Source organism: Pseudemcibacter sp., assembly GCF_965661635.1.
GTDB lineage: Bacteria > Pseudomonadota > Alphaproteobacteria > Sphingomonadales > Emcibacteraceae > Pseudemcibacter.
The window spans coordinates 14,575-27,260 of the sequence record NZ_CBFIEP010000091.1; the positions used below are offsets into that span (position 1 = coordinate 14,575).

At 40.8% G+C, this 12,686-nt stretch carries 11 protein-coding genes and 1 pseudogene; 7 read left to right on the forward strand and 5 right to left on the reverse strand.

Annotation, left to right across the window (positions count from 1 at the left end; all coding sequences use genetic code 11):
* From ACTF6W_RS06475 to ACTF6W_RS06505, 7 genes are all read left to right on the forward strand, one after another.
* Entirely contained in the window at window positions 1–810 is an 810-nt protein-coding gene (locus ACTF6W_RS06475; RefSeq protein WP_438993729.1) for an enoyl-CoA hydratase family protein, read from the forward strand.
* Between the two features lie 11 nt (window positions 811–821).
* Complete coding sequence (locus ACTF6W_RS06480; RefSeq protein ID WP_438993739.1) at window positions 822–1,991, forward strand: acyl-CoA dehydrogenase family protein; 1,170 nt, start codon at window positions 822–824, stop codon at window positions 1,989–1,991.
* Between the two features lies 1 nt (window position 1,992).
* Complete coding sequence (locus tag ACTF6W_RS06485; protein ID WP_438993730.1) at window positions 1,993–2,388, forward strand: RidA family protein; 396 nt, start codon at window positions 1,993–1,995, stop codon at window positions 2,386–2,388.
* Window positions 2,389–2,390: 2 nt separating this feature from the next.
* Window positions 2,391–2,978 (forward strand): YkgJ family cysteine cluster protein, encoded by a 588-nt coding sequence (locus ACTF6W_RS06490; RefSeq protein WP_438993731.1) that lies wholly within the window; start codon window positions 2,391–2,393, stop codon window positions 2,976–2,978.
* Between the two features lie 53 nt (window positions 2,979–3,031).
* The gene (locus tag ACTF6W_RS06495; RefSeq protein WP_438993740.1) at window positions 3,032–3,529 is read left to right on the forward strand and encodes a DUF1697 domain-containing protein; all 498 of its coding nucleotides are present in this window, start codon (window positions 3,032–3,034) and stop codon (window positions 3,527–3,529) included.
* Window positions 3,526–4,362, forward strand: a complete 837-nt coding sequence (locus tag ACTF6W_RS06500; RefSeq protein ID WP_438993732.1) for a hypothetical protein — start codon at window positions 3,526–3,528, stop codon at window positions 4,360–4,362. Before ACTF6W_RS06495 ends, ACTF6W_RS06500 begins: the two co-directional genes overlap by 4 nt.
* A gap of 62 nt (window positions 4,363–4,424) precedes the next feature.
* A complete protein-coding gene (locus ACTF6W_RS06505; protein ID WP_438993733.1) occupies window positions 4,425–5,315 on the forward strand; it encodes an isoaspartyl peptidase/L-asparaginase family protein in 891 nt (296 codons plus the stop codon).
* Here the strand turns inward: ACTF6W_RS06505 and ACTF6W_RS06510 are convergent.
* From ACTF6W_RS06510 to ACTF6W_RS06530, 5 genes and pseudogenes are all read right to left on the reverse strand, one after another.
* A complete protein-coding gene (locus ACTF6W_RS06510) occupies window positions 5,312–7,057 on the reverse strand; it encodes a Mur ligase family protein (RefSeq protein WP_438993734.1) in 1,746 nt (581 codons plus the stop codon). The two genes, ACTF6W_RS06505 and ACTF6W_RS06510, sit on opposite strands and share 4 nt — an antisense overlap.
* Before the next feature lie 15 nt (window positions 7,058–7,072).
* Window positions 7,073–9,871 (reverse strand): cyanophycin synthetase, encoded by a 2,799-nt coding sequence (cphA, locus tag ACTF6W_RS06515; RefSeq protein ID WP_438993735.1) that lies wholly within the window; start codon window positions 9,869–9,871, stop codon window positions 7,073–7,075.
* Window positions 9,872–9,934: 63 nt separating this feature from the next.
* Window positions 9,935–10,786 carry a cyanophycinase gene (locus tag ACTF6W_RS06520; protein ID WP_438993736.1) on the reverse strand — a complete coding sequence of 284 codons (852 nt, stop codon included), beginning with the start codon at window positions 10,784–10,786 and terminating at the stop codon, window positions 9,935–9,937.
* 165 nt (window positions 10,787–10,951) lie between these two features.
* A pseudogene (locus ACTF6W_RS06525) lies at window positions 10,952–11,947 on the reverse strand (D-cysteine desulfhydrase family protein).
* Window positions 11,948–11,958: 11 nt separating this feature from the next.
* Window positions 11,959–12,686 (reverse strand): sulfite exporter TauE/SafE family protein (locus ACTF6W_RS06530; RefSeq protein ID WP_438993737.1); only part of this gene is annotated, 728 nt, incomplete at its 5' end.

Consider the following 12,686-nt stretch of genomic DNA (forward strand, 5'->3'; position numbering starts at 1 on the left):
ATGAATCCCGAAACTTTCGAACCCGAACATTTCATCTGGCAATATGAAAATGGTATTGCAACCCTTAGGCTTAATCGACCTGAGCGGAAAAACCCGTTAACATTCGAAAGTTACGCTGAGCTTCGTGATACTTTTCGTGAGCTTGTTTATCAAAAAGACGTAAAAGTCGTTATCTTCGCACCAAATGGCGGTAACTTTTCATCAGGTGGCGACGTTCATGATATTATTGGACCTCTAGTCGAAATGGATATGACTGAACTGCTTGATTTTACACGAATGACCGGTGATTTGGTTAAAGCAATTCGAGGATGTCCACAACCGGTTATTGCCGCCGTTGAAGGAATATCAGTTGGTGCCGGCGCCATCATTCCAATGGCCAGTGATTTACGTATTGGTACAAAAGACTGCAAAACCGCTTTTTTATTTAATAAGGTTGGACTAGCAGGCTGTGATATGGGTGCCTGCGCTATTTTACCAAGAATTATCGGCCAAGGCCGTGCGTCAGAGCTTTTATTCTTGGGGCGGACAATGTCGGGTCAAGAAGGATATAACTGGGGATATTTTAATAAAATTTGTAATGCCGATGAATTAATAGATGAAGCCCGCAACATGGCTGATAAAATTGCAGCCGGTCCCACATTTGCAAATGGCATGACCAAAACACAATTAAATCAAGAATGGAACATGAGCATTGACGCCGCAATTGAGACGGAAGCACAAGCACAAGCCATCTGCATGCAAACCAAAGATTTTGAGCGGGCCTATCACGCTTTTGTAAATAAAGAAAAACCAGTATTTGAGGGCGATTGATGAGTGAAATTATCATAGATCAAAGTTATCTAGAGTGGCCCTTTTTTGAAGATCACCACCGCAATCTTGCAAATGATCTTGAAAGTTGGTGTCAAAAAAATATTAAAGATATTGATCACAGCGATGTGGACCAAGCCTGTAAGGATATTCTCCAAAAATTAGCAGAAGGAGGCTGGCTCAAATATGTAATACCCAAAGCATATGGAGGTATTTTTGACGATTTTGATGTCAGGTCACTTTGTATCATAAGAGAAACTCTAGCAAGACATGACGGACTTGCGGATTTTGTATTCGCAATGCAAGGCTTAGGGAGTGGCACCATTACATTATTCGGTTCTGAAGAAAATAAAACCGAATATCTTCCCTTTGTGGCAAATGGTGAAAAAATGGCTGCCTTTGCGCTTACTGAACTTGAAAGTGGATCAGATGTCGCCAACATGACGACAACGGCAGAATTAAATGATGATCACTATATTATTAATGGTGCTAAGACATTTATATCTAATGGTGGGATCGCCGATTATTATGTACTTTTCGCGAGAACCGGAGATGCCCCTGGTGCAAAAGGGCTTTCTGCATTTATTTTGGATGCCGATACAGCAGGGTTGGAAGTTACGGAACGAATTAATGTAACCGCGCCCCATCCGCTCGCAACTTTATCATTTAAGAACTGTAAAATAGAAAAAACCAAAAGATTGGGAAATAGCGGCGATGGTTTTAAAGCGGCGATGGCGACGCTTGATATTTTTAGAACCACTGTTGGCGCTGCGGCCCTTGGTTTTTCAAGATGTGCCTTATCAGAGGCTGCAACAAGAACCAACGAACGCAATCTTTTTGGCGCACCGCTAAATAATTTACAATTGGTACAAGGTATGCTTGCTGAATGCGCAACTGATGTGGATACAAGCGCGCTTCTTATTTATCGCGCTGCATGGACACGCGATACCAAAGAACGCCGTGTTACACGAGAAGCCGCCATGGCGAAGATGCATTCAACTGAAACAGCCCAACAAGTTATTGATAAAGCGATACAAATATTTGGTGGGCAAGGAGTCGTAAGCGGTGTTAAAGTTGAAGAATTATACCGCGAAATAAGAGCCCTGAGAATTTATGAAGGGGCCACAGAAGTTCAAAAAGTGATTATCGCAAGAGAACTTCTAAAAAGTTACGAGGGAATTTGAAATGAAACATTTACTACCCCACGGGTGGCAAAGACCAAAGGGATATTCAAACGGTATAAGTGTGTCCGCGGGTAAAACAATTTATGTGGCAGGTCTGGTAGGTTGGAATAAAGAAGAAAAATTTGAAAGCGACAATTTAACAGACCAATTTAGAACAACACTTGAAAATATCATTGCCGTTTTAGCAAACGATGGAGCAGGGCCAGAAAATGTCGTAAGGATGACATGGTATATTACAGACAAGAAAGAATATTTATCCAATTTAAAAGAAATGGGTACAATATATAGGGAAATAATGGGGAAAAATTATCCCGTCATGGCCTGCGTAGAGGTATCCGCTTTGATGGAAGATCAGGCCAAAATTGAGATCGAAACTACGGCCGTCATTGAGGAATAATTGTGGACAATAAGTTACTGGTTGAAAATAGAGAATGCGGTGAATTTACAGCCTGCTGCGTGGAACTCACCATCGAAGATCCCGATCTGGTAAAATTGCCAGGCGTTAAATGCAAAAATCTTCATAAAAGTGGTGGATGCAAGATCTATAATGAACGCCCTAAAACGTGCCGCGATTGGTATTGTATGTGGCGGTTTATGCCACAGCTTAGTAATGAATGGCGGCCAGATTTGAAAGGCGTGATGATCAAAAGAGTATTCAATAACATTCCCCCCGGATATGAGGGAAAAATTGCTTTAAACTTTGAAATTATAGGGAAAAAATCCGCAATTCACGACATGGATTTTTTTGAAGTATTAGGCGGATATATTGTTCAAGGGTTTCCATGTTTTATTTCAACCAGTAAACCGAGGAGAGCGGCAAACATGGTGCTATTAAATAATAAACTCCTGCCTTTATATGAAACAAGAAACTTAGAACTTTTAAAATCTACTTTATCCGATGCGCTTAATCATAGCGCGAAGCAGCACAGTGACCTTCTTAGCATTAAAGATGGTAAAGTTATTTCAAAATCTTCAGGTCTTTTTTAAATGAACCGATTTATTTCTCTTCTACGTGGCATCAATGTTTCCGGACAAAAAAAATTCTTATGGCCGATTTGAAGAAGCTCTATATAGAAGCGGGATGTCAAAATGTCATAACTTACATACAAAGCGGCAATGTCATTTTTGATTTTCCGAGCGATGATAAAGAAAAAATAATAACCATTTTAGAAAAAGCCATAGAAAGTAAATATGCTTTTCAAGTTCCTATAGATTTAAGAACCGACGATGAAATTGAAAAGATCTATAATGCTCTTCCTATTGAAAAGGTTAGTCTTGAAGAAGACGGTTCAAGAATTCTAATCGGTTTTATGTCAAGAAACCCTGTACCAGATGAAATTACCAGTCTAAGGAAATTTCAACATGAAACTGAAGTTTTAATCATCAAAGATGATATCCTATATCTTCATTGTCCAAATGGATTTGGTAAATCAAAACTATCAAATACAAATATTGAAAATAAATTAAATGTTGTCTCAACAACAAGAAACCTAAAAACTGTTGCTAAATTATGTGTTTTATCACAAGAGGGATCATGAAATTTCTGCTAAATATAACCTCATTAACGATGATTTCACTTTTGATATCATGCTCTAAAAATGATGAAATTAATCCTGTGAACGAAGATATCCTCTTTTTAGTTCTTGGTAAAATGTCCATTTATACTCAGGATATTATCGGCAACCATACATTAAGGGATCACCATTTTGTCGCGGAAATTATGCCGAAAAAAACCGGTGAAATTTTAAGCGGCACCCTTACAAGCGCCGATGATCCAGATTTCAATTTTCCCTTTAATCCAGAAGGGCGTCAATTTCTTGCTCATGGCGCGAGAACCTTGACACCAGAGGAATTACATATTGCCCACCCTGATGGTACTTATTTATTCAATTATAAAACCCCTAATGGAGAAATGACCACACAACCGCTCACATTAAAAAGACGTGATACAACTGATATAATGCCGTTGCCTTCAACCTTGTCGCTCACACAAAATGGAAAAAGTATAATCCCGGATTTGATTAATCCTACACAAGACCTTACCATTCATTGGACACCAATGAATGGTAATATGAGAGCAAAAAATAGCGAACTTGATGATCTTATTTTCGTGCTTGCTTTTGATTGTTTCGGAAATAATATTGCCCACAGTGGACGCCCTTATAACGGGAAACCTCTCTTAACTTATAAAGATACAGAATTTACAATTCCGGCTCATGACTTAAAAGAAGGTGTTTCATATAATCTAATTGTCGAGCAAGCCACAGCTGATGTTATGCGACATCAAGGCGTTCCAGGTATAGCCACATATGTAACCCTTACCTTCCTTGATGCGCAAACTAGTGGACAATCTACTTGTCCATCAAAATAAGGCTATACTTATTTAATTTTTTTTGTCATATATCGCCTTTATGAATTTAAAGGACTAAGCTTATGTCACAGAAATATGCATTGGCATTACATGGCGGTGCCGGCCCAAAGGCTGGTGAAGATTATAGTGTCACGGAAGCACATCTTGCTGAACTCGCTAAGGAAGGCGAGGCTCTTTTAAAAGCGGGGGAAACTTCACTTGATGTTGTCAAAATTATGGTCGCTAATCTGGAGAGTTCTGGACTATATGTGGCAGGAAAAGGTGCCGCACCAAATATCGCAGGCCAGTTTGAATTGGACGCCAGCATCATGGAAGGGCATACCCGTCGCTCAGGGTCCGTTTCGGCTATTCAAGATGTTGTTAGCCCGGTTGGCGTTGCTAAGGCGGTATTAGAAAAATCGCCTTGTGTTCTTATCACGGCGGAAGGTGCCAATAAATTTGCCCATGATGAAGGTTTTGAAAAAATATCAAATCCTAAGGATTATTATGTGCTTCCTATTGGTGTAAGTCAGGCAGATATTGAGCAAGAAGACATGATGCACGGTACGGTAGGTGCTGTCGCCCTTGATATATATGGTAATCTAGCCGCTGCAACTTCGACAGGTGGTGTCTTTGGAAAAACAGAAGGTCGCGTCGGCGATACACCTCTAATTGGAATAGGCACTTGGGCCGATGATGACATTGCAATATCATGCACTGGCACAGGCGAATTTTTTATCCGTGCCGGTGGTGCGCTCACGACAGCAAATGGGTATAAGCTTGCTGGTGATACATTACAAGAAGCCCTATGGCGCATGTTAGATGAAGTGAAACGCCTTGGTGGTGATGGCGGTCTAATCGCAGTTAACCGTAAAGGTGAGATTGCGATGGCCTTTAATTCAGATGGGTTAAAAAGGGCTGCCATTTCTGACAATATGGAGTTGGTTTCAACAACATTTACACCTTGTCGTTAAGTCGCCGCTTTTAACATATCAAAGATTTTATCTCTTTCTGCAAGCGCGAGCAGCAGCACAAGATCACCTTCCTCAAGTTGATCAATAATATATTGTGCCCCTTCAGACGGGGTGGAAAAATGAGGTATATTGTCTTCATCTATGCCATGTTTTAAACATTGGTTTTTTATGATAGCTGCCGTTTCACCAAATTCGCGACCGCGTAAATAGTCTTCCATATCCATGGTTGCAACCACATCAGGATTAAACTTGAGCGCACCATCGGTTAAATCCATTATATCCTGATCCGAACGGTCCCCCGCTTGTCCGATAAGTAAATATTTTTTATTGGATGGAATATTATCAAGCATATCCGCAATAGCATTTATAGAATGAGGATTATGTGCAAAATCAACAAAGACGCGGGCGCCCTTAATTTTAAACTCATTGCAGCGCCCTGGATTATCATCAGGTGTGCTCGAAAAAGACATTAATCCTTTTAAAATGGCTTCGTTTGATATGTCCATCGCTTTAGCAAGACAAAGTGCACCCATCGCATTTTGAATATTAAATTTTGCCGCGCCACCCATTGCAATGGGAATATCTGATACATTGATAGTAAGAGTGATTTCGTTACCATCGAAATAATGAAGCTTCCCATTATCAAGCCAACAACATAAACCGCCAGAATATCGTGCCGTAATAATGTGTTCATTATTATCAGATAAAGAAAACCAACAAATCGTATTTTGTGATGATAACCCATTATTGGCAACAAGTTTGTCATCAGCATTTAAGACAAGGATACCATCGTCTGAAAGAGCTCTTGCTACAGCAAATTTTGCATCTGCTAAATGCTCAACGGTATTTATACCATATTCCCCCAAATGATCCGCGGCGATATTGGTGACCAATGCCGCTGAAGCCTGACGTAATGGTAGCCCCCGTCTTAATATTCCACCGCGTGCCACTTCAAGAAAAGCGATTTCAAGTCGTTTATCTCTGAGTAGCATGCGTGCGCCGCCAGGCCCCGAATAATCACCGTAGTCCAGAACATCATCGCCCAATTTAACAAAATCAGTTGATGTAGAGCCACTCACCATTCCGGCGGCCTCCGCGATAGCCGTTGATAAACGCACACTGGTTGATTTACCATTTGTGCCCGTAATCATCGCAACAGGAACATTATGAAGGTTATCCCAATTTACCTCGTCAACATTTGGGATTTCATTGATACCCCACTTTTGTGAACCCGTTCCATGGCCAAGAGAAACAAAATCATCATCCCAAAGAACATCAATATTCTTTTTCTCGGCTGCATCTTGAAGCTCAAGAATAGGGGGGTTTTGTTCCATAGAAATCACTTTAAGAAGGTCAGAGATTAGTGCATCAAAATCATCTGAAGATTGCTCAAACAATTTGCTAGCCGTTAAATGCCAACTTGTTTCAATAACAAAAACAGCCGAATATAAAAGATCAATACTTGCGGAAATCGCTAGGTTTACCCCCGTATCAAAGATACGAGTTTTAATGTGAATATTCTTCCAATTAATAGCATCCAAGACTTTTTGAATTTCGACTGTCCAACAATCAACGACTTCTTGTTTATCAAAATAACTTGTGAAAACATCAAGGATCGCACCAGGCTTTTCCCAAAGCAGCCCCGGACCAGTAACACGGCGGCTACTTTCAAGAGTAATAAGATCAGATTCCGGTATACGGATGCTTAAATAGTCTTCGATTTCTTCAATATTAATTGTCATGAAGTTACCTTGGTATTAATCGCTATCTTCATCATAATCACGTGCCAACCTAACCCCACGTTCATCACGAATAAGTTGCTGACTATCCTCGATTAAATCTTCATATGGGGTCGCCATTAACACGTCCTCAGTTGCGACAACCTCAGCCTCATCTTTATCTTCGCCAAAGTTGATGATTTGTTTCCATGATCTCGTTACGTTATCACCGGAAATAATCAATAAATCCTTTTCTTTGGCCTCTGAAAGACCAGCTTCAATGGCATCAACTTCATTCGAAATGACACTTATTGCATCTTCCGAAACGCCATTTTTAAGTAGTATATCTTTCATCATATTGGGAATTTCATCATCACCTCGCCCACGACGGTTGTCATCCGCTTTTAAGAAATAATGATCATAATGACCGGCCAACACCTCGCATGTTTCTACGATATCTTCATCACGTCGGTCACCAGGACAAGATGCGACAATTAATTTTCGTTCATGCCCTTCTAATTTATCAGCAAGATCAGTTATCACAGCAAATGCCGCTTGATTGTGTGCATAATCCAGTATGACACGGAAACTATGTTCATCAAATACATTCATACGGCCAGGTGCTTGTGAGAAAGTGGTATTAAAGGTTTTAAGACCTAAACGAATTTGATCCAGATCCTGCCCAAAGCTATAGGCCATTGCGACTGTAAACATCGCATTCTGAACGTTATGAAGCGCTTTTCCTTCAATCGTTGCAGGAATAAGATGCGACCAAATAACCGGAATATGTGTGAGGTTGTCATAAATAGTTATTAAATCACCATTCATTCCTTTTTCAAGCACACATGCCTTACCACCCGCATCAATATGTTGTTTCACGAGTGCATGATCATGATGCATGGTGACATAAAAAATATTATCAGCATCAGCGTAATCAGCCATCATCAAACAGTTTTTATCATCCGCATTCAAAACAACCGTATCGGTTGCAGCTTCGATCACGATACGTTTAATCTCGGCTAGCTGCTCAAGGGTATCAACACCCCCCATCCCCAGATGATCGGATGCAACATTTAAGCATGCGGAAACATCCGTGCTTGCATAACCTAGACCATTTCTTACTAGTCCACCGCGTGCGGTTTCAAGTACGGCAAAATCAACGGTTGGATCACGCAACACCATTTGCGCTGAACGTGGCCCAGTGGTATCACCCTTCACAGTTTGCTTACCGTCCACATAAATACCGTCTGTGGTGGTTAAACCAACAGTATGACCACATGTTTTAATAACATGGGCAAGCATTCTGGAAGTTGTTGTTTTACCATTTGTCCCTGTAATGGCGGCAATTGGAATACGGCTTGGTGTTCCCTGCGGGAACAGCATATCAATCACATTACCAGATACATCTCTTGGTTCCCCTTCGGAAGGGGCAACATGCATTCTAAACCCTGGTGCTGCATTGACTTCGACAATACCGCCACCAATATCCTTATATGATTTACTGATATCATCCGTTAAGAAATCAACGCCCCCAACATCAAGGCCAACAGCCTGGATCGCACGTTGCGCCATTTCGCGGTTATCCGGATGAACGACATCCGTTAAATCAATGGCCGTCCCGCCCGTCGATAAATTTGCCGTATCACGAAGATAAAATACTTCATCTGCCGCCAATATAGTCTCCGCCGTATAACCGGCATTATCCATTAAACGTGTCGCCTGTTTATCAATTTCGAGAATAGTCAGTACTTTTTCGTGACCAACACCGCGTCTTGGGTCTTCATTTACAATATCAATCAATTCTGAAATTGTGTGTTTCCCGTCACCGATTACATGACCCGGCACCCGCTTCGCAACAGCCACCAATTCGTTATTCACCACCAGCATGCGGTGATCAAACCCGGTCATATAACTTTCGACAAGCACTGCCCGACTTGTACCTTGTTCACGCGCTACTTCAAAGGCGGTTTCAACCTCTTCTGCACTATTTAGATTAATAGATACACCGCGCCCATGATTGGCGTTAAGTGGTTTAACAACAACAGGGTATCCTACACGGCGAGCGGCACTAACCGCTTCACGTGGGCTATAAATCATATGTTGTTGCGGTACCGGCAAACCAAGGTCATTCAGTAAATTATGCGTATCTTCTTTATCGCATGAAATTTCCACAGCGATATGATTAGTTTCAGACGTGATCGTCGCTTGAATGCGTTTTTGATGTTTGCCATGTCCAAATTGAACGAGGCTATATTTATTAAGCCTCAACCACGGAATATCGCGTTCTTCCGCGGCAGCAACCAATGATGCTGTACTCGGACCAAAGGCATGACGCTGGGCTTTTTTAATGAAATAAGTTAGCTCTTCGTCCCAGTCAAAATCATCTTCAATTTCATAATCGATCTGGTCTTGCAATACCTTTGGCAATAAATGCATAAGAAGTTTAATGGCTAGCTCACAGGCAGCAAGCCCAACATCTTTATGAATATAAGCGTAAACCATATTGTAATGGCCAACTTCACCCGTGGATCTGGTACGGCCAAATGTGACTTCGTTTCCAGCTACACATTGTAGCTCAAGGGCAACATGCTCCGTAATATGACCAATCCATGTGCCTTCATCTTCGCGTAATCGACGAATAAAGCCGCCGGGTTCACGATATGAACATCCATGCTCTTCTAATCCGGGGAGGGCAGCGATCAAACCATCGACAAATTCAGAACCAATTTTTACAGAAGGCCATTCTTCGAGAATACCAATATCAAGAACATGTCTGATAACCTTAAATTTGGCATACTGGTTGGGCCCCAAATAAAGGTTTGTTTTTAATATTCTCATTTTTTACCTCCCGAATTATTATTCTGATTACTTAACTCACTTTATATTTTTATTTCACTCAAATCATATTTTACAAATATTCTGCCTGTCTTCTATTGGTGGGAATGCTTCCCTTATATTGAAATCATATAAACAGCCTTCATGGAGGATATCCAATTTTAAGCCAAGAAGGCCAAGAGCATTTCTATTATCCGTTCCATAAGCAGATGAATAGGTTAGATCACCACCATCTACGACGGTAACGGTTCCACTACCAACCACTTCACAGATATCATCTGGTCCAATAAAGGCCGCCGTATCTTCATCAATGCCCATTCCCATTAAAAAAGGATTATAAGCAACGGCAGAGAGTAATCTGCCCAACCGGTTTCTTTCTGAGAAATGTTGGTCGATGATCATTGCATTGGTAAGCCCAAGACCAGGCGCCAAAATTGCGCCGCCTTCTTTCGGAGACTCGTTTGAATCGCCCCCTGCTATCATATGCTCTGACATAATTGATGCCCCAGCTGATGTGCCCGCAATATGAACGCCGCGTGCATTGGCCGTCCTGATCACTTGCGCAACTGCCGTTCCCCCTAAAATTGTCGCGAGGCGCAATTGATTGCCACCGGTAATAAAAATGCCCGTTGCTTCTTCGCAGCGACTGGCAAATTCCGGATTGTTACAATCTTCTCTTGATTTAATATCGATATGGCTGACTTCACCTATACCAATTTCCTCGAATATTTTTTCGTATCTTTCACCGGTATCATCAAGTCTTGAGGCGGTTGGAATAACGACTATTTTCGCTTCTCTCCCGCCTGAGATTTCCGTAAATTTTCTTAAAATAGAAGGATTGGCTTCTTTATCTTCTGCACCACCGATTGGAATAATAAACCCTCGTTGATGTCCTTCTTCCACATTAGCTGGACACATTCTTTAACTAAACCTTGTTATTATTGGTAACTAAACACCCCGCCCCGACAACAAAAGAACGACCTTTTGTCTAACTTTAGTATCAAATAAAGCCTTATTTCTAAATAAACTAATTTGGGTTACATGAAAACAAATATTCTTATCTCTATGCTCTCAACATATTCTTTAAGAAACTAAAGATGGATACCCAAAAAGCGCCGGTGTACCGCCAGTATGCATGAATAATATTTTTTCCTGCGCTGAAAATTTCCCTTCACGGATCAATTTCATCATACCTGCCAATGCCTTACCGGTATAAACAGGATCCACCAAAAGACCTTCTTCTTCTGCAGCAAGCTTGATTGCTTCCGTAACAAATTCATTTAAATGGCCATATCCGGGCGCAAGACAATCATCAAATAAATGAATATCTTCATCTCTTATTTGATGGTCACCTGGTAGCATATCGATAACGATTTGTGTTTTTTTCTTTATTCGTGCTCTCTGTGATTCTTTATCACGCCTGACGCATATTCCATATACTGGCACTTTTTCGCCTTTAATTCTTAATCCTGCCAATAAACCGGCATGGGTCGTGCCACTACCAGATGCCGTTATGATGGCATCCATTTTTAAGTTTTGTGATAATAGTTCTTCTGCACAATCCACATATCCTAATGATCCGATCGGTGGGTGTTTTTCAGCAAGCGGAATGACATAGGGGGTTTTACCTTTTGATTTTTATTCCTCCGCTCTTTGATAAAGCGCGTCATCAGCGCCTTCTTCGTCTTTACCTGCAGGGTAATGGTGAAATTTTGCACCCATTAGCTTCATTAAATAGGGATTACCGGACTGATAATATTCTGCTGGCTGGCCTTTAACGCGCTCTTCAAGTTGCACTTCAACATCCATACCAAGCTTACGTGCGGCTGCGACCGCAGTTCGCATATAATTAGACTGCACAGCACCTGTAATTAAAATGACATTTGCTTTTTCTAAAACCGCTTCACCAAAATAATATTCAAGCTGTCTTGCTTTGTTGCCCCCGAATGCAAGGCCCGTTTGATCATCCCGCTTTATCCATATTTCTGGGCCGCCTAATATTTCTGATAAACGGTCAAGTTTTTCTATCGGTGTGGGTGTTTGAGCTAACTTCTCACGAGGAAAATTATCTGTCAGCATAACAAATCCTTTTATAAACTTAGCAACATAAAAATGCCTGTTAAAACCAAGATTATCAATATCAATCCTTTAAAAAGACGTTCATTGATTTTCTTGGATAAATGATGTCCGATAACAACACCAAGTAATGCCCCCGGCAAAACATACGCAGTCATCAACCAAGCATCTGAATCAATACCAACAAATACCACTTGCATAAGCGCTGCACCACTATATGCAAAGGCGAAAACAGCCATCATCACGGCACGAATTTGATTAATTTGTAAATTTGTTTTCGATAAAAACAACATCATAGTTGGACCTGGCATGGCCATTGCGGCACCGAATATACCTGAAATAAACCCCATAAAAGATAAGATTGATTTCGGTATTCGGTCGCTTTCAATAATTTTTTTTCTATTTCCAACTACAAACAAGTTCCATGCATTTTGTAAACTTATGACAATAATAAATACGGCAACTGCGGCTTTAATGATTTGCAAATCCATTTCCAAAAATAGATAAATCCCAACAGGAAACCCAATGACACACCCGATAAATACCCACTTTATAAAATCATCGGGCATATTATTTCTTAATTTAATCCATAGAGGCAAAGACATAAGAATAGAGATAAGAATTACGATCTGAATTGCGGAAGCACTATTTAGAACAATTAGATATACGGGAACGACAATTAACGCGAATCCAAACCCCGTAGCAGATTGGACAATTGATGCAATTAACGTTGCAAGTATAA

What these genes read in the sequence shown, in the direction of transcription:
- ACTF6W_RS06475 (WP_438993729.1), top strand. Translation starts at nt 1, where the DNA reads ATGAATCCCGAAACTTTCGAACCCGAACATTTCATCTGGCAATATGAA.
- ACTF6W_RS06505 (WP_438993733.1), top strand. Translation starts at nt 4,425, where the DNA reads ATGTCACAGAAATATGCATTGGCATTACATGGCGGTGCCGGCCCAAAG.
- cphA (WP_438993735.1), bottom strand. Translation starts at nt 9,871, where the DNA reads ATGAGAATATTAAAAACAAACCTTTATTTGGGGCCCAACCAGTATGCC.
- ACTF6W_RS06500 (WP_438993732.1), top strand. Translation starts at nt 3,526, where the DNA reads ATGAAATTTCTGCTAAATATAACCTCATTAACGATGATTTCACTTTTG.
- ACTF6W_RS06485 (WP_438993730.1), top strand. Translation starts at nt 1,993, where the DNA reads ATGAAACATTTACTACCCCACGGGTGGCAAAGACCAAAGGGATATTCA.
- ACTF6W_RS06520 (WP_438993736.1), bottom strand. Translation starts at nt 10,786, where the DNA reads ATGTGTCCAGCTAATGTGGAAGAAGGACATCAACGAGGGTTTATTATT.
- ACTF6W_RS06510 (WP_438993734.1), bottom strand. Translation starts at nt 7,057, where the DNA reads ATGACAATTAATATTGAAGAAATCGAAGACTATTTAAGCATCCGTATA.